Consider the following 16,686-nt stretch of genomic DNA (forward strand, 5'->3'; position numbering starts at 1 on the left):
TTTTAGGTTTTTCTATTGTTGAAAATTTGTGTATATTAACACTCGGTAGGAGCGACAAAAACAGTAAAAATCGCCTAAAAATCATGTCTATGTCTACACTACTGATGCAAAAATTCCTGTTATAAAAGTAAGTTAGCCCTTGTGAATAATCTTTATCTTTATTCAGTTAATTGTTCGCACCAGCCTTTACACCCGTCAACTTTAAGCGTGAGAAAACGATTAATTGACATTGTTGGAGCCATTGTGGGGCTGATTATTACATTTATGGTAGCAATTCCCGTGGCAATTGCTACCTTTATTCATGAGCCAAGTCCAATATTTTATTCCCAAATTCGCTGTGGTTTGAACGGAAAAACTTTCCGCATGTGGAAATTCCGTTCCATGATCGTCGATGCCGATAAACTCAAGCATTTGGTTGAAAACCAAGCCAAAGGTCACATCTTTAAATCTGTTGACGATCCTCGCATTACTAATGTGGGTAAATTTTTGCGGCGTACTAGCTTGGACGAATTACCCCAATTTTGGAATGTTTTATTAGGAGACATGAGTTTAGTTGGTACTCGCCCACCGACTCTTGATGAAGTCACGCATTACGATCCACACCACTGGGACAGATTGCTAGTCAAACCAGGCATTACTGGAGAATGGCAGGCTAATGGACGTTCTAGTATTACAGACTTTGAAACCATTGTCAAGATGGATATAGATTATCAACGCAAGTGGTCTGTAACTTATGATCTGAGTCTGATTATTAAAACTATCTGGGTAGTATTGAAAAAGACTGGTGCTTATTAAATTGGGCATTGGGCATTGGGAGAGAGATTTTTATCCCTTGACGCCACTACCTGTTTCTGTGGGTACAATGTAACGTTGTAAAAACAAAAATAATAATAATACTGGGGCGATCGCAATTACTGAACCAGCAGCTACCAACCGCCAGTCAAGGGAAAATGTCCCTGCTAGCTTTGCGACTCCCAAGGGAAGAGTATATAAATTTTCGTCTTGGATGACAATTAAAGGCCACAAAAAATCACTCCAAGCACCAATGAATACAAAAATAGCTAAAGTTACTAGTGCTGGGCGAACTGCTGGTAACATTATATGCCACCACAAACCTAACTCGGAACTGCCATCCATTCGGGCGGCTTCTTCTATCTCTTTGGGGACACTCATGAAAGCTTGGCGCAACAGAAAAATACCAAAGGCAGAAGCTAAACTCGGAAAAATCATCCCTAAATAACTATTTGTCAAACCCAACTTGACTGTCAAAATATACAGGGGAATCATCACGATTTGGAAGGGAATCATAATCGTGGAGACGATCGCTACAAAAATCCAGTCTCGCCCCACAAACGACAATCTTGCCAATGGATAGGCAGCTAAAGCGCAAAACAGCAGATTTAAGCCCACAGTCAGCACTGACACCAAAGTACTGTTATACAGGTATTGTCCAAAAGGTAGAGAGTTCCACACACTAGAGAAGTTATTTAGTGTTGGTTGAGTGGGCAATAACTGTGGCGGCGACTGAAAAATATTTTCCGTAGGCGATTTTAAGGATGTACTAATTAGCCATAGTAAAGGAAAGAGCATCACCAGTGCGATCGCTCCTAATAGCGCATACATTAGCAGACTTTGCGATCGTGATTTTTTCCAGTTCAGCATTTGATTAATAAGGGAAATTATCTTTTCTGAAAGATTTTTGCACAGTAAGCACAAAAATCAGCAAAATGATTGCGAATTTTATTTTATAATTTAACAGGATGTCAACAGTCACGCTACTTGCTGTTTATTTGGAAAAATATCTAATGTATGTCTAGCTCTAGTTTTTTGCCCGTCGTTTCAACATTAAATGAATCATCACTGTGTAAATCATAGACTCACTCATCTCTGGTAAAAGTTCGTAATCCTGACTCAAGCGACGATATTGATTCCACCACTCGAATGTACGATCAATAATCCAGCGCTTAGGTAATATTTTAAATCCTGGCTCATGTCTACCATACTCAATGTTCGCATAAATATAATCTAATATCTTATGCTACCTCTTACTGTTGGTGACCCGATTCCCTGGTTCATTCTTCCCTCAACTTCAAATCCAACCTTTCACTTTAATTCGGTTGGCGGATACCGTAGTATTTTGTTTTTTTTCGGAAGTTCTAAAAATAACTATATTCGGAAGATTATTGATGAGTTATCTCATCGACAGCAGCAGTTGGCTGAGTATCAAGTGCCATTTTTTGGTGTGAGTATAGACCCAGATGACACTTTCCTAGCAGAGTTAATACAGAATAAAACTTATTTCAAATTCCTTTGGGATTTTGAACGAAAAGTCAGTTTACAATACGGTATTTGTCAATCCAGTAATCAGGCAGGCAACGAACTGCAATATAGACCAACAATTTTTGTTTTGGATGAAAATCTACGAGTTATAAAGGTTTTGCCAATCTTAGCCACAACTCAACCTTGGGAGCAAGTATTTGAGTTTATCAATAGCTTACCTGCAATCTCACAAAATATTCTAGCAGCCAGACAAGCACCTGTTTTATTTATACCCAATGTGCTGAATCAAAGCTTTTGTCAACATTTAATTCATTTGTACGAAGCAGATGGTGGTCAGGATTCTGGCTTCATGCGAGAAATCGATGGCAAAACAATCGCAGTCTATGACTATGAATTTAAAAAACGCCGAGACTATTTAATTTCTGATCCTCAACTATTAAAGCAAATGAATGAAATGATCATACGGCGGGTTAAGCCAGAAATTGAGAAGGTGTTCCAGTTTAGCATCACTCGTTTTGAACGCTACCTGATATCCTGTTACGAAGCAACTGATAAAGGCTTCTTTAATCGTCATCGTGATAATACTACCAAAGGTACGGCGCACCGACGATTTGCTATGTCGCTGAATCTCAATACTGGAGCTTACGAAGGCGGAGAACTACGATTTCCAGAGTATGGACTCCAGCTTTATAGTCCCAATGTGGGAGAAGCGGTGATTTTTTCTTGCTCTCTACTGCATGAAGCTACTCCTGTCACAAGTGGACGGCGTTTTGTTCTCCTGTCGTTCTTTTACAATGATCAAGATGCCCAGTTACGGGAAGAAAATAGCAAATACGTTGTACTCGATAATACTGATGGTGATTAGAAGTAAAAAAAGTTTGTAGTCTCGACAAAAGTTTTGGTTGCACAACTAATAACTTTCATACATCAAATCAGCAACGCCAAAAATTGTATCTAATCTAGTGGGCTTATAGCCTATCATTATCCTGAATCCTTCAGCCTTTGCGAGTCAATCCGGTTTCGGTAGAAACAGCTTGTAGTGGTTTATCCCAAAGTTCAATCGGTATTTGGGACAAATAGGCAAAATCAAAGACAATTCCGATAGTCGGCTTTGTCTGCCACTGCGGTAAACTGAGCAAGCGATCGTAATATCCGCCGCCATAACCCAAACGATATCCTTGATAGTCACAAGCTACACTGGGGACGAGAATCAAATCTACTTCGCCCGGATCTAAGATTGGAGCGTCGGGGTGTGGTTCAGTAATACCATAAGCGCCATTTTGCACAGAATCATTCGGTGCCCAAATATGCCAATATATGGATTTATCAACGCAGCGAGGAAATCCCCAACGGTATTTGGTGTTTGCAAATAGTGGACTGAGGTCAGGTTCTTGACGAAAGCTGAAATAAGCGAGTATTGTTTTTGCTTGGGTAAACAAAGTAGAGTTTTGTAAATGAGAGCATAAGCGATCGCTTTTTTCTCTCCACTCTCCAACGGACATTGATTGACGTGTTTTAAGTAAAGTGCGGCGTAGTTCTGCTTTATTTAGTTGATGATAGGACTTACGCATTGACAGGAAAGACCAAATATGTGTAATTGGAAAAACCACATCTGTTGTAGGGGCAATTTATGAATTGCCCCTACAGCTTTGTCCATGAAAATTTATACAAAGAAGCTGGGCGATGCCCAGCTTCTACCACCCTACATTCACTAATACATCGTTATGCAGCGTGTTGACGATACCACTCAATGGTATTCTTTAGCCCTTTCTCAAAGCTCACCTGAGCCGTGAAATTAAAGGCTTGCTTTGCCCTTTCAGTATCTAAACAACGGCGGGGTTGACCATTAGGCTTGTCAGTTTGCCAAACAATTTCACCCTTAAACTCCATCAATTCGCAGATTAGAGTTACTAAATTAAGGATGGAGATTTCCTCACCCGTTCCTAAGTTAACTGGTTCCGATTCGTTATAGAATTGAGTCCCCATAACAATCCCCCGCGCCGCATCTTCTGAATACAGAAACTCGCGCGTAGGACTGCCATCACCCCAAACTGGAAGTAGCTTTTCTCCGTTAATTTGGGCTTCGTGAACTTTGCGAACTAATGCTGGAATAACGTGGGAACTTCCAGGGTCAAAGTTATCTTCTGGGCCATATAAATTCACTGGCAGTAGGTAAATCCCATTAAAACCGTACTGCTGGCGATAAGATTGCAATTGGACTAAAAGTGCTTTTTTAGCAATTCCGTAGGGGGCGTTGGTTTCCTCTGGGTAGCCATTCCAAAGGTCATCTTCTTTGAATGGCACTGGAGTGAATTTAGGATAGGCGCAGATTGTGCCAACACAAACGAATTTTTGTACTCCAGCTTGATAGGCAGCGTGAATTAGCTGGGTTCCCATGATCAAGTTATCGTAGAACAACTCTGCGGGTTTTTCGCGGTTCAAACCGATACCACCGACATGAGCTGCTAGGTGAATAATTATGTCTTCCTGGTCAACTGCACGTTGGCTATTTTCCCAAACACGCAAATCGGAATCGTGCGATCGCGGTATTGTAATCTTCTCACGATCAGCCCCTGCTTTACACAGTTGATCGATCACCTGACGACCTAGAAACCCCGACCCACCAGTGACCAGAATACGTTGATTTTTTAGTTCTAAGGCGGTCATATTTTTATTCTCTGTGGTGCGAATCAGAAGTGCAAAGCGCCCAGTTCTTGACGAACAGTCGCAATGTCATGTGGAAATTGCGAACCATTTCCATTGGGTGAAGTATGACCCAATGCTTGTAAATCTGCTTCTACCATTAGGGAAACTAGTTCTTCAAAGGTTATTGATGGTGTCCAGCCCAACTTCTGCCGTGCTTTGGTAGAATCGCCAATCAATAACTCTACCTCAGATGGACGGAGGTAACGCTCATCAAACTCTACATAATCTTGCCAATTGAGATTCACATAACTAAATGCCAGTTCCAAAAACTCCCGTACCGAGTGAGTTTCTCCAGTAGAAATTACGTAATCCTCTGGCTGGTCTTTCTGCAACATCAACCACATAGCTTTGACGTAATCTTTTGCATAGCCCCAATCTCGCTTGGCGTCTAGATTACCCATATAAATTTTTTTCTGCTTACCAGCAACGATACCAGCCACTGCTCTAGTAATTTTGCGAGTTACAAAGGTTTCACCCCGCCGTGGTGACTCGTGGTTAAAAAGTATGCCGTTACAAGCAAACAAATCATAAGACTCACGATAATTTACAGTTTGCCAGTGGGCGTAAACTTTCGCACAGGCATAGGGACTGCGGGGATAAAAGGGCGTTGTCTCAGTTTGAGGTATTGCTTGTACTAAACCGTACATTTCTGAAGAACCCGCCTGGTAAAATCGCACCTGAATTCCGGTACGCTGTTGGTAGTCTCGAATTGCTTCCAACAGACGTAGCGTCCCCATTCCTACAGCATCCACCGTATATTCTGGTGAATCAAAGCTGACTCTGACATGGGATTGAGCGCCGAGGTTGTAAATCTCTACTGGCTTGACTTCTTCTAAAATACGCCGCAAGGTCGTACCATCCGTCAAGTCACCATAGTGCAGAAACAACCGCACTCCCTCTTTGTGGGGGTCTTCGTAAATGTGATCGATGCGGTCTGTGTTGAAGGTAGAAGTTCGGCGAATAATGCCATGAACCTCATAACCTTTTTCCAACAAAAACTCACTTAGATATGAACCATCTTGACCAGTAATACCAGTAATCAACGCTCGCTTCTGTTGCGTCATGCTCAATTATCCCTTATTGTCTTTAATTAAAAAGTTACAGGCAATCTGATACAACCTAGCAGCTAATCGCTGAATTGCCTAATGGGAAACCTACGAGTTCTTGTTGTTAGGAGACTTTTCCCCTAAATAAATATACTTAATAAAAAGCAATTTAACACGTAAGATTAACCTTAGATAGATGAAGATTGTTTAATTATGTATATTTTTTTGAGATCAAGATTCTTTTTTTGTATGTTGTTTTTTGTCAAAACTTCATATATCTCTGGTTTTGTGAAGACTGAATAAAATAAGTATTTTAAATTAGACTTCTGGCAAAAATCCGAATAAGAGCAAAACGAACCACAGATGCACACTCAGAGGATGTTTGAAAAGTCAAAATATATACTCAAAACCTCTCTCCTGCTCTTGAAAGGCTTTGAAACCCTCATTCCCTTGTAGGCACGGGGGTTAGGTTCTGAGGTTTTTGGTGTTTCATAACAATACTTTTAAAACATCCTCTCAGAGAAGTGTGAGCTAGGTAGAAAGACATAAATATAGATAACTATATAAACAAAGATGAACAGTCGTTTAGTCTGACGGCAAGAATTGGTACTTAGGGGCATTAACTGCCCCACAGAATTGACCCTAAGTAGTTACTCAGTATGCCCCGTTATTTTTGGGCAGAATGACCACATCAACAGTTTTCAAGATGATCCATAAATCAAGCCAGAAATTCCTAAATTTCACATAATGCAGGTCTATTTGGACTCGCCGAGGGTAGGGAATGTCATTACGCCCAGACACCTGCCACAAACCAGTAATTCCTGGACGGATTGTTAAAATCTCATCAATGTGACAACCGTATTTTGGCAGCTCTTCTGCTACTAAGGGTCGGGGGCCGACTACACTCATGTCCCCTTTTAAAACGTTCCAAAACTGGGGAAATTCATCTAAGCTAGTAATTCGCAAAAATCGACCAATTTTGGTAATCCGGGGGTCTTGTTTCAGCTTAAAACTGCTCTCAAATTCTTGTCGCAGCTGGGGCGATGTTTCCATCATTTGCACGAGGATTTCGTCCGCATTGCTCACCATTGTTCGGAATTTAATACAATTAAACGCTTTGTAATTTTTCCCTACCCGTTCGTGGACATAAAAAATTGGACCTTCTGAGCTGAAAGCAATCAGCAAGGCCAAGATTAAGTAGACCGGGAAGAACAAAATTAACACCGACAGCGAAAACACTATATCGAACAGTCGCTTGGCAAACTCTCCGTTTAAACCCTGAAAAGATAAACCTTTGGGTTTAACTTTTGGCGTCTTTGTTTTTTGACCGCGTTTTAAGAAAGTACGCGTAGACGCTCTAGTGTCTTGCCGTACGCCTCGCTTGCCGGAGAGGAGTGAGCTCTGGGCAGTCATCATACTCCTTAATAATCCACACCACACATAGTCCCAATATTAAAGCCAAAATGAGGTGCTTCTGGGGGGAAATTGCCAAAAGCCTAAAAAAATAAGACATTAACCAAGACCATCATTCCAAAAACGGTCTTTTTTCGTTGCACTTGTTTACAAAATCTAGATAACGAGCTGCAAAGATTTGCGGTGAAAACTGCGCGGCGTGCGATCGCATATACTCGGAACTGAACGAACCCTCATACACCTCAAACTTTTCTACTGCCTCCACTAAAGCCGCCTCTGTTTGCGTCCTGAAGAATATACCTGTCCCTGTATCCCCACAAGAGCGAATATCTCGCACTGTTTCTAAAGCACCCCCTGCACCGTAGGCAATCACTGGCGTGCCACAAGCCTGTGCTTCCACTAGGGCAATACCAAAATCTTCACAAGCTGCATACACGAACGCCTTAGCCCTAGACATATATTTTTTTACCACATTATCGGGTTGCCATCCCAGTATTTGGATATTGGAGTTTGCCATCTCGCGAATCTTTTTCATTTCATCTCCTGTACCAATTACTACTAATGGTCGTTTTAGTTGATTAAAAGCGTTGACAATCAACGATACTTGCTTGTAACTCACTAACCGGGAAACTGTCAGGTAAAAGTCATCTTTCTCAGACAGAAATGGAAATTCCGCAATATTCACTGGTGGGTAAATGACTGTTGCTTCTCGCCGATAGCAACGCCAAATCCGCCGAGCTGTATACTGCGAGTTGGCAATGAAGTAATCAACGCGATTGGCACTCAATACATCCCACTGGCGCAAACCATGTAATAAATATCGCGTCACCCACCCAGGTAAACCACTACCCAGTTTGCTATGACGCAGATAATCAAAGGTCAAGTCCCAGGCATAGCGCATCGGGCTGTGACAGTAGCAAATATGCATCTGTTCGGGAGTGGTAAGGATTCCTTTGGCAACAGCGTGAGATGAAGACAGAATTACGTCATAATGCCGCAAATCAAGTTGTTCAATTGCCAAAGGCCACAAAGGCAAGTATTTTTGTATACCGTTGCGGGCATAGGGAAAGTTCTGGAGAAACGTCTTGCCAATCTGACGCTTGTATAAATAACTTTCTCTATTGCTGGATTCAAAATCGATCAGAGCATACAAATCAGCATCAATGTGATTCAAAATTTCTCGGACAACGAGTTCTGAACCACCGGTGGCTTTGGGTGTCAGCCACTCATGAACTAGAGCATATTTCAAGGGCACAGCTAAACAATTCAAAATTCAAAATTCAAAATTCAAAATTGAAGATAGTTTTCTTAGACTCCGACTGAAAAGTTTCTCCTTGTGATTAATTAACAGGAAGCGTCCCAGATTAGCAAATGGGACGCAATCTTTCTTTCAGAGGTTCCAGATAGATGCTGTAACCTGATAACCTCAGATTGGGCATGGGCATTGGGCATTGGGCATTGGGCATTGGGCATTGGGTATTGGGCATTGAGCATTGGTTATTCTCATTGTCTCCCTCATCTCCCCCACTCCCCACTCCCCACTCCCCACTCCCTTAACAACAACTGATATAGAAAGGGGAAATTTATGCGAATTCTAATTATGGGTGGTACTCGGTTCATTGGTGTGTATTTGACTCAACTACTAGTGGAACAAGGACACGAGGTGGTGCTGTTCAATCGTGGGAATCGGTCAGCACCTCCTTTACAGGGAGTAGGACAAATTATAGGCGATCGCACGGATGCTACCCAATTAAAAGCAAAATTATCGCCAGAAAATTTTGATGTCATTTTTGACAATAATGGGCGGGAACTGACTGATACTCAACCACTGGCAGAGATTTTTCAAGACCGAGTGCAACATTTTGTGTATATGAGTTCTGCGGGGGTGTATCTCAAATCTGACCAATTGCCCCACATAGAAGGTGATCCAGTAGATCCCAAAAGTCGCCACAAGGGTAAACATGAAACAGAGGCTTACCTGACTCAAGTGGGATTGCCCTTTACCTCTATTCGTCCTACTTATATTTACGGCCCTCGTAATTATAATGAGTTGGAAGGCTGGTTTTTTGACAGAATTGTGCGCGATCGCCCGATTCCCATTCCCGGAAATGGCCTGCATATTACGCAGCTAGGTCATGTAAAAGACTTAGCACAAGCAATGACTCAGGTTTTGGGTAATAAACAAGCAATAGGAGAGATTTATAATATCTCTGGCGATCGCTTTGTCACTTTTGATGGTTTAGCCCGTGCTAGTGCTGTAGCTGCTGGCAAATCACCCGATGCTGTAAAAATCGTCCATTACGACCCGAAAAAGTTTGATTTCGGCAAGCGCAAAGCTTTTCCGATGCGAGTGCAGCATTTCTTTGCTTCGGTGAACAAAGCGCAAACAGAATTAAACTGGCAACCTGAATATGATTTAATTTCCGGGCTGAATGACTCCTTAGAAAATGATTATTTGGCTAATGCAAAAGACAAAGCCGAAGTAGATTTCTCTGTAGATGAGGAAATTTTAAAAGCCTTGTGAGTCAAGATGTTTAGGGGCACATCGCTGTGTGCCTCTACTGATGCGATCGCATTTTCATAACTCATCAGGGTTAACGCCTAACTCTCGCAGTTGTGCTGCTAATCTGTTAGCACGTTGACTTTCTCGTTCGAGGGCTGTGGAAAGCCAATTCCCGGATGCATCATACCAACGTAGCCACAATCGCTCAATTCCTTGGTAAGAACCTTGCCAAAGTCCTAAGCCCAATTCCAAACCCGGCATCCACACCCGTGGGGTAGTCAAGTCCAATTCACTGTAGCGGTCTGCAACTAATTGGAATGCTTGGAGTTTGTCAGTGTAGCGGTCAAACACAATGTAGTAAGGAACTCGCAAAATCCGCTCATAAACTTCCCATTTGGTCGGGGGTTGGTTAATCTCCCGCAGAGTTTGTCCTAAGTCTTCTTTTTCAGTGCCAGGAGAAAGCAATTCTACCACTACAAAAGGAGCAACCCCTTCTTGCCAGATAACATAACTGAGACGCAAGTTTTGCTGTTCGTAGAGACGCGAAACTCCCACAGCAGCAAACCAGTCCGGGCGTTTATACCACAGTGTATGCCGGAGGTCATAGTAAAGGTTTAAGTCGGTGGCAACAAAAACCTCCTCTGCTGGATAGTTAGGTGGATAGAAGGTTTCGCGCAGAAGTTGGGGTTGAAAAAGGTGAAATTCGTCAGGCAAACCAGAGTCCTCCGGGCATTCACTGGGAAGATCATACATGGTAGGTAAGACTTCTTTGGGGGAGAGAGGCGGGTCTGTTTGGTACATAAGGGGAATCTTGACCGACTAACTTTAAGTTAACGGATCAGGACAAAGGTTTGGCGAAAGTCAAGTCCACTGAAACTACTTTCTGTAAATGGTGTTGTTGGTTGATAAAATGAACGAGTTGCAATATCCACTCTACAATGTTCTAGAAGCCCGTGCCCGTTTAGGCGAAAGCCCCATCTGGGACTCTACCAAAAACCTACTGTACTGGGTCGATATTTATAACCATCGGGTGCATCAATTTCATCCTGCTACGGGGAAAAACTGCTTTTTTGATGTGGGAGATGTCGTAGGCGCGATCGCAACAGCAGGTGCAGATAGATTAATTATGGCGCTGCGTCATCACCTAGCATTTCTCAACACCCAGACAGGTGAAGTTACCCCCATTTTGGAGATTGAAGGAAATCTGTCAGATAACCGTCTTAATGATGGCAAATGCGACTCTCAAGGCCGCTTTTGGTTTGGCTCAATGTGTTCTTTAGAAAAACCCCAGGCTAGCCTCTATCGCTATGACCCTGACAATTCATTGCATGTCATAGAAATAGGATTAACTATCTCTAATGGTCTGGGGTGGAGTCCTGACGAAAAGACGTTTTACTTGACAGATTCCCCCCATAAAAAAATATACGCTTACGACTTTAATTCAGTAACAGGAAATATTAGTAATCGCCGTATTTTTGTTGATTTAACTAATGAATCATTCTATCCAGATGGGTTGACAATAGACAGTGAAGGATATATCTGGTCAGCTATGTGGGATGGATGGTGTGTGATTCGTTTCAACGCCAAGGGTGAAGAGATATTGCGGATAAAGCTACCTGTGCAATTGCCAACTAGCTGTACTTTTGGCGGCGACGATTTACAAACACTTTACATTACCACTGCTTCAGTTGGACTCAGCCAAGCAGAGATCGAAAAAAGTTTCTACTCTGGTGATTTGTTTGCTCTCCAAACTGATGTTACTGGATTATCTGCTTATAATTTTTAGGAGTTATAGCAATTTTCAGGTAATTAAACCATTGTGCTATTGTTTATTCTCTCCACAGTGCCACTTGCTGTTTTAGTTCTCTCATATCTAAATAATCGCTAGCAAAAGCTTTTCGTAAAAGTGGATGAGGAATAAATTTATCATACTTTTGAATTTCCGGTGCTTCTGAAGTACTGAGTAAATCTTCTGGGCTAATTCTTTGCTCACACAATGAAGCAATTTCACGATAAAGATATTTAAATTTATCTTTGCCTAATTTAATTGTTAAATAATAAGGATTTACTCCGCCAATACTTGTAATTTCCAACGATTCTCGACAGTAAGAGTTGAGTAATCTTTCTAAGGTGCGATAAGCAACCGTACCCATCCAGGGAAAAATGCAGCATTTACCTTTTTCCAATTGCAAGATATTTTGTTTATCTAATCCAACCTGTTGCACCAATTGGCGAACTTTACGTAAACGTTGCAAAGCATTTTTTTGCAAATAGCTGTACTCGACATTCTCAAATAAAACTTGCTGCATTCGTTGCAAAACTTTGGTATGAATAGTGCCACCACTACCACGCCAATAAATACTAGCTTTACCCTCGGCTTGTTTGACAAAAATAGCCTTCTTTTTAAAGTCAACTTCTACAACTTCCCAAGTTCTCCCAGCTAAAGTAAATTGATTGCCAACAGCAGGCGGCGTGACGATACTGCCAATTTCTGTTGCACCTTGCTTAACAATATATTCTTGTTGTTCAGCAAAAACAGCATAAAACTGAAATTTTCTCACAATCTTTTCTCCTGCCAAACCCAGGATTAATTTACCTTGCTCAGTATGCTGAATATGACCAATATCAATTAAATAGCGTAACAATAGTTGGAAATCCTCTTTGGAAATAGCAGCAAAGGGTGGCAGACTAAAAATTTGTTTAGCTAGTGCATTAGGTGAAATTTCCCCCGTTGCTGTTAAAATACTCATTGTTTGGTGATAAAGCAAACTCAAAGGATATTTAATCGCTCTGATTGGTTCAATCCATTGCTCCTCTAAATAAAGTTGAATGATAGCGATAGACTGCAAAAGTTGCCAGGGTATTTGCTCTGGTAGAGAAGCCTCTGGCAATGGTTTATCTTCAGCGCAGATAAAGCGCATATCGGCAGCTTCACCTCTTCTGCCACTACGTCCCAATCGCTGTAAAAAGCTAGCTACAGATAAGGGCGATTCTAACTGAATAACTCGCTCTAAATGACCGATATCTATGCCTAATTCTAAAGTCAGAGTGGCGGCGGTAACAGCTGGATTGTTGGGTTCACGCATCGCATTTTCAGCTGTTTGCCGCAAGCTAGCAGATATACTTCCATGATGCACATGATATATATCTGGTAGTCCTTGTTCGGTGGCAATTTTTCGCAATGATGCTATTACAGATTCGGTACGTGTCCGATTATTAGCAAATATCAGGCATTTGCGAGATTTGCTGAGGTTGAAAATATATTGTTCATCAGCTGTCGCCTCTGATTCATCTACTTCATCAGTAATATAAAAATGTTCTACAGCTAGTTTTATTTGGCGTTTTATCTCGTCAATTTGCGGTGTAATCACTGGCTTCTCTGTTCCAGAACGCAACCACTCTTCAGCTATTGAGTAATCACCAAGAGTTGCTGATAAACCAATACGGCGTGGTTGTTTTTGGGTCAACTTTGCTAAACGTTGTAATTGGCAAATAATTTGACAACCGCGTTCTGAACCCATAAAGGCGTGAATTTCATCAATGATTACAAATCTTAAATCACCAAATAAGCGAAGTAGGTCGTTATTTTTGTTAATTAACAAACTTTCTAGAGATTCTGGTGTAATTTGGAGAATACCTTGAGGATTCTTTAAAAGCTTGTTTTTTCGAGTTTGAGAAACATCACCGTGCCAGTGCCAAACTGGAATATCTGCTTCTTTGAGTAAGTCGTTGAGGCGCTCAAATTGATCATTAATTAAAGCTTTGATTGGACTAATATATAATGCCCCGATAGTTGCAGCCGGGTTAGTATGTAATAGAGTCAAAACTGGCAGAAAGGCTGCTTCTGTTTTACCCGCAGCAGTTGCAGCAGTAACTAGCAAGTGAGCATCAGTGTCAAATATAACTTGACAAGCGGCAATTTGAACTGGTCGCAATTCAGTCCACTGGTGATGATAAATATATTCTTGGATGAAGGGTGCAAGTCGGCTAAAGGCATCGCTCATGTTTTTTATGAATAATTAGTAACAGGTAATGAATTGACTACTAAATTATTACTGATTATTTATTACACCAACAAATTTGAAATAATATCATATTAAGCGACGTGAACATTAAAGAATCGCTTACATAGCTGTAAGATGTGATGGGCAATTAGGTGAATCTCTTTAGGGCTTACGCACGAGTTACGGAATAACGAACCGCAGAGGCGCAGAGGGCACTGAGAAATCAGAGTTTGAGAGATATTTTACGTAAGTCCTACTCTTAATTAAGTGGGATTTTAGAAAATATTGTCGATTTTTCCTCCTATTGACTCACGGCAGATTAACATCTGTCAGTCAAACTGAAGTAATAGGGGTAAGTATATAATCAGGCAAAAACCATGAATAAGTATAAGGAAATTTTACGTGTCGTCCTTGCTATATCCATCATTGTAGTTGGAGTGACACACTTTGTTATTCCAGAACCCTATGTCAAAATTATGCCACCGCAACTTCCTTACCCTTTAGGATTAGTTTACCTCAGTGGCTTTTATGAAATTTTGGGTGGTATCGGTTTATTAGTCCCGCCTGTAAGTCAAGCTGCTGCTTGGGGACTTATTGCTCTTTTTATTGCGGTTTTCCCTGCCAATATCAACATGGCGGTTAATCATATTCAGCTAGAACATATACCAAACTCACCTTGGGTACATGTAGTTAGACTTCCCTTTCAAGCAGTTTTAATTGCTTGGGCTTGGTGGTATACGAAATCTTCTGATTGGGAAAAACAAGCTTCTATCATTCCCAAGTCACTGATTCCCAAAGGACTAAAATTGAAATGAGTGCGTTTTTTATATCTGAAAATCATGCGCGTTGCAACTTTGTTTGGGATAACACTCTCGTTAGCAATAAGTATTGCAGGAGTTGCCGTGACGGTGACTCAAGCAGTGCAACTCAGAGATGGTATAGTCTACTTTGTCGAACCGCCGAAACTTGTGAAAGCGACAACTACTTACAAAGATGTGAATGTTTGGGGCGGGACTTATTATTTTACTATTAATGTGCCGGAGAATGCTGGAGAATCCCTTCAGAAGGTAACGATCGCACAAAAGGAGGGAGTAGAAAACATCGACTACAATCTTAATGATACCCGTGCTTTTGTCGGAACGAGCGATCGCAAGGAAACGCAACTTCCACTAGGGCCAGTCACAAATGAGCGCGAGACACGCACGGTTTCTGTGAACTTTGACCCGCCTGTAACTCCGGGACAGACAATTACAATCGCCCTCCGCCCTGTGAGTAATCCCAGCTTTTCTGGTGTCTACTTATTAGGTGTCACAGCGTTCCCGGTGGGTGAAAAATCCCACGGCCAATTTCTGGGCTTTGGACGGTTTCAGTTCTACAGCAATAGGGGAAGCTGGTTTCCATAGGCTGCATTACGTCAATATCGAAAAAATAGAATTAGTGCGCGTATAAGGAAAGTGTTTTTATGAGCATCCCACTTGTAGAGCAGCCTACAGAAGAAAAACTGGTAACTCTCAAGGATGTTTCTTGGGAGCAATTCAAAGGGATTGAGGCACAACTTCAAGACAACCGCAATGTCAGACTGTCTTATTTGTCAGGAATCTTAGAAATTATGTCGCCCATTGGAGATAAACATGAAAAAGTGAAAAGTACTATTGGCTTGCTATTAGAAGCTTACATGAAAGAGTTGGGCATCCGGTTTTATAGACGTGGTGGTTTCACTCTAGAAGAACCTAGCTATACTTCTGGTACACCAGATGAGTCTTACAGTATTGGTACTGAAAGGGGAGTTCCTGATATTGTTATTGAAATTATCGTCACCAGTGGAACCATTAACAGGAAGGAGTTATACAAGCCCAAAAAAGTGCCGGAAGTTTGGTTTTGGAAATCTAATGAAATAAATATATTCGGTCTTAGCGAGAGTGGCGAGTATGAAGAAGTAAACCGGAGTGGGTTTTTTCCAAATTTAGATCCCGTTTTATTGCTGCGTTATATCGCAATGCCTGACCAGTACGATGCTATTATTCAATTTGAGCAAGTGATCCGAAATCAATAAATATTTATCCCCAGATTATTTGCAAATTCAAAATAAACCCTGGTAAGATATCTTCTCCTGATAATTCTTGTGGAGATTCTAATATTTCTATCGGTTGACCAAGACGATAAATTTGTACCTGACGCATTTTCGGATTAATTAACCAACCTAATTTAACTCCGTTATCGATATATTCCTGCATTTTATCTTGTGTTTCTCTCAAAGTATCGCTTGGTGACATTAACTCTAAAACAAAATCTGGGGTAATTGGAGGGAACTTTTCTTTTTGTTCAGGTGTGAGTGCATCCCATCGCTCTTGTCTAATCCAAGCAACATCAGGAGAACGATTTGCACCATTGGGAAGTTTAAAGCAGGTGGAAGAATCAAAGCAAACTCCTAACTGAGTTTGGCGATTCCAAATCACAAAATCAGCATTAATTTCTGAGTTCAAATTTCCAGTTTCTCCGCCTGTAGGTGGCATGATTAGGAGTTCTCCGGCTGCATTGCGTTCAAATTTGACTTCAGGATTTTGCCGACACAACTGATAAAATTGGTTATCAGTGAGTTCGATGATCGGGTTTAAGTTAATGGCGATCGCTGTCATAGTAATTATGTTGAGGATGACTAAATTTAATCGGGTGTGCCATCAGGGCTATTTCATTCTCATCTAGTCCGCCTCAGAATGAATTCACCAGTCTAATA

General features: G+C 41.4%; 17 protein-coding genes and 1 pseudogene. 7 read left to right on the plus strand and 11 right to left on the minus strand.

Features of this window, described 5'->3' with window-relative positions; genetic code table 11:
- Nucleotides 1-141: 141 nt before the first annotated feature.
- Nucleotides 142-795 (plus strand): sugar transferase, encoded by a 654-nt coding sequence (locus tag HWQ41_RS17425; protein WP_292765258.1) that lies wholly within the window; start codon nucleotides 142-144, stop codon nucleotides 793-795.
- Between the two features lie 30 nt (nucleotides 796-825).
- Here HWQ41_RS17425 and HWQ41_RS17430 read toward each other — a convergent pair whose 3' ends face one another.
- A complete protein-coding gene (locus tag HWQ41_RS17430) occupies nucleotides 826-1,662 on the minus strand; it encodes a carbohydrate ABC transporter permease (RefSeq protein WP_292765261.1) in 837 nt (278 codons plus the stop codon).
- A 157-nt stretch (nucleotides 1,663-1,819) separates the two neighbouring features.
- Nucleotides 1,820-1,981 (minus strand): annotated as a pseudogene (locus HWQ41_RS17435) (transposase); the annotation flags it as partial.
- 54 nt (nucleotides 1,982-2,035) lie between these two features.
- Between HWQ41_RS17435 and HWQ41_RS17440 the strand changes: the two are divergent.
- The gene (locus tag HWQ41_RS17440; RefSeq protein ID WP_292765264.1) at nucleotides 2,036-3,145 is read left to right on the plus strand and encodes a 2OG-Fe(II) oxygenase; all 1,110 of its coding nucleotides are present in this window, start codon (nucleotides 2,036-2,038) and stop codon (nucleotides 3,143-3,145) included.
- A gap of 130 nt (nucleotides 3,146-3,275) precedes the next feature.
- Here the strand turns inward: HWQ41_RS17440 and HWQ41_RS17445 are convergent, their stop codons facing one another.
- The 6 genes from HWQ41_RS17445 to HWQ41_RS17470 form a co-directional block, all read right to left on the minus strand.
- Nucleotides 3,276-3,851, minus strand: a complete 576-nt coding sequence (locus tag HWQ41_RS17445; protein WP_292765267.1) for a 5-formyltetrahydrofolate cyclo-ligase — start codon at nucleotides 3,849-3,851, stop codon at nucleotides 3,276-3,278.
- A gap of 151 nt (nucleotides 3,852-4,002) precedes the next feature.
- Nucleotides 4,003-4,947 (minus strand): GDP-L-fucose synthase, encoded by a 945-nt coding sequence (locus HWQ41_RS17450; protein WP_292765269.1) that lies wholly within the window; start codon nucleotides 4,945-4,947, stop codon nucleotides 4,003-4,005.
- A 23-nt stretch (nucleotides 4,948-4,970) separates the two neighbouring features.
- Nucleotides 4,971-6,050, minus strand: a complete 1,080-nt coding sequence (gene gmd, locus HWQ41_RS17455) for a GDP-mannose 4,6-dehydratase (protein ID WP_292765271.1) — start codon at nucleotides 6,048-6,050, stop codon at nucleotides 4,971-4,973.
- A 636-nt stretch (nucleotides 6,051-6,686) separates the two neighbouring features.
- The gene (locus HWQ41_RS17460; RefSeq protein ID WP_292765304.1) at nucleotides 6,687-7,445 is read right to left on the minus strand and encodes a sugar transferase; all 759 of its coding nucleotides are present in this window, start codon (nucleotides 7,443-7,445) and stop codon (nucleotides 6,687-6,689) included.
- A gap of 112 nt (nucleotides 7,446-7,557) precedes the next feature.
- Complete coding sequence (locus HWQ41_RS17465) at nucleotides 7,558-8,700, minus strand: glycosyltransferase (RefSeq protein ID WP_292765273.1); 1,143 nt, start codon at nucleotides 8,698-8,700, stop codon at nucleotides 7,558-7,560.
- Between the two features lie 89 nt (nucleotides 8,701-8,789).
- Nucleotides 8,790-8,939: a hypothetical protein gene (locus HWQ41_RS17470; protein ID WP_292765275.1), complete on the minus strand. Its 150-nt coding sequence runs from the start codon at nucleotides 8,937-8,939 to the stop codon at nucleotides 8,790-8,792.
- A gap of 91 nt (nucleotides 8,940-9,030) precedes the next feature.
- Here HWQ41_RS17470 and HWQ41_RS17475 point away from each other — a divergent pair, with 91 nt between their 5' ends.
- Complete coding sequence (locus tag HWQ41_RS17475) at nucleotides 9,031-9,969, plus strand: NAD-dependent epimerase/dehydratase family protein (protein ID WP_292765278.1); 939 nt, start codon at nucleotides 9,031-9,033, stop codon at nucleotides 9,967-9,969.
- A gap of 54 nt (nucleotides 9,970-10,023) precedes the next feature.
- On the opposite strand, the gene HWQ41_RS17480 is transcribed toward HWQ41_RS17475, so the two are convergent.
- Nucleotides 10,024-10,749 (minus strand): Uma2 family endonuclease, encoded by a 726-nt coding sequence (locus HWQ41_RS17480; protein WP_292765281.1) that lies wholly within the window; start codon nucleotides 10,747-10,749, stop codon nucleotides 10,024-10,026.
- 109 nt (nucleotides 10,750-10,858) lie between these two features.
- On the opposite strand from HWQ41_RS17480, the gene HWQ41_RS17485 reads away from it, so the two are divergent.
- Entirely contained in the window at nucleotides 10,859-11,734 is an 876-nt protein-coding gene (locus HWQ41_RS17485; protein WP_292765284.1) for an SMP-30/gluconolactonase/LRE family protein, read from the plus strand.
- Nucleotides 11,735-11,777: 43 nt separating this feature from the next.
- On the opposite strand, the gene HWQ41_RS17490 is transcribed toward HWQ41_RS17485, so the two are convergent.
- A complete protein-coding gene (locus HWQ41_RS17490) occupies nucleotides 11,778-13,952 on the minus strand; it encodes a DEAD/DEAH box helicase (RefSeq protein WP_292765287.1) in 2,175 nt (724 codons plus the stop codon).
- Nucleotides 13,953-14,329: 377 nt separating this feature from the next.
- Between HWQ41_RS17490 and HWQ41_RS17495 the strand changes: the two genes are divergently transcribed.
- Genes HWQ41_RS17495 through HWQ41_RS17505 form a run of 3 tightly spaced genes read left to right on the plus strand, consistent with a single transcriptional unit; the run spans nucleotide 14,330 to nucleotide 16,005 of the window.
- Entirely contained in the window at nucleotides 14,330-14,767 is a 438-nt protein-coding gene (locus HWQ41_RS17495) for a DoxX family protein (RefSeq protein ID WP_292765289.1), read from the plus strand.
- Nucleotides 14,768-14,791: 24 nt separating this feature from the next.
- Entirely contained in the window at nucleotides 14,792-15,355 is a 564-nt protein-coding gene (locus HWQ41_RS17500) for a DUF2808 domain-containing protein (RefSeq protein ID WP_292765292.1), read from the plus strand.
- Between the two features lie 59 nt (nucleotides 15,356-15,414).
- Nucleotides 15,415-16,005, plus strand: coding sequence for a Uma2 family endonuclease (locus tag HWQ41_RS17505; RefSeq protein WP_292765295.1), 591 nt, complete (start codon nucleotides 15,415-15,417; stop codon nucleotides 16,003-16,005).
- Nucleotides 16,006-16,009: 4 nt separating this feature from the next.
- Here HWQ41_RS17505 and HWQ41_RS17510 read toward each other — a convergent pair whose 3' ends face one another.
- Nucleotides 16,010-16,588 (minus strand): Uma2 family endonuclease, encoded by a 579-nt coding sequence (locus tag HWQ41_RS17510; protein ID WP_292765298.1) that lies wholly within the window; start codon nucleotides 16,586-16,588, stop codon nucleotides 16,010-16,012.
- Nucleotides 16,589-16,686: the final 98 nt, after the last annotated feature.

Source organism: Nostoc sp. NOS(2021) (genome assembly GCF_017115025.1).
GTDB lineage: Bacteria > Cyanobacteriota > Cyanobacteriia > Cyanobacteriales > Nostocaceae > Nostoc.

Bases quoted from the DNA above. Each gene is read 5' to 3' on its own strand.
- HWQ41_RS17505 (WP_292765295.1), top strand. From the start codon at position 15,415: ATGAGCATCCCACTTGTAGAGCAGCCTACAGAAGAAAAACTGGTAACT.
- HWQ41_RS17510 (WP_292765298.1), bottom strand. From the start codon at position 16,588: ATGACAGCGATCGCCATTAACTTAAACCCGATCATCGAACTCACTGAT.
- HWQ41_RS17440 (WP_292765264.1), top strand. From the start codon at position 2,036: ATGCTACCTCTTACTGTTGGTGACCCGATTCCCTGGTTCATTCTTCCC.
- HWQ41_RS17460 (WP_292765304.1), bottom strand. From the start codon at position 7,445: ATGACTGCCCAGAGCTCACTCCTCTCCGGCAAGCGAGGCGTACGGCAA.
- HWQ41_RS17475 (WP_292765278.1), top strand. From the start codon at position 9,031: ATGCGAATTCTAATTATGGGTGGTACTCGGTTCATTGGTGTGTATTTG.
- HWQ41_RS17430 (WP_292765261.1), bottom strand. From the start codon at position 1,662: ATGCTGAACTGGAAAAAATCACGATCGCAAAGTCTGCTAATGTATGCG.
- HWQ41_RS17485 (WP_292765284.1), top strand. From the start codon at position 10,859: ATGAACGAGTTGCAATATCCACTCTACAATGTTCTAGAAGCCCGTGCC.
- HWQ41_RS17470 (WP_292765275.1), bottom strand. From the start codon at position 8,939: ATGCTCAATGCCCAATACCCAATGCCCAATGCCCAATGCCCAATGCCC.
- HWQ41_RS17445 (WP_292765267.1), bottom strand. From the start codon at position 3,851: ATGCGTAAGTCCTATCATCAACTAAATAAAGCAGAACTACGCCGCACT.
- gmd (WP_292765271.1), bottom strand. From the start codon at position 6,050: ATGACGCAACAGAAGCGAGCGTTGATTACTGGTATTACTGGTCAAGAT.
- HWQ41_RS17500 (WP_292765292.1), top strand. From the start codon at position 14,792: ATGCGCGTTGCAACTTTGTTTGGGATAACACTCTCGTTAGCAATAAGT.
- HWQ41_RS17480 (WP_292765281.1), bottom strand. From the start codon at position 10,749: ATGTACCAAACAGACCCGCCTCTCTCCCCCAAAGAAGTCTTACCTACC.
- HWQ41_RS17495 (WP_292765289.1), top strand. From the start codon at position 14,330: ATGAATAAGTATAAGGAAATTTTACGTGTCGTCCTTGCTATATCCATC.
- HWQ41_RS17490 (WP_292765287.1), bottom strand. From the start codon at position 13,952: ATGAGCGATGCCTTTAGCCGACTTGCACCCTTCATCCAAGAATATATT.
- HWQ41_RS17450 (WP_292765269.1), bottom strand. From the start codon at position 4,947: ATGACCGCCTTAGAACTAAAAAATCAACGTATTCTGGTCACTGGTGGG.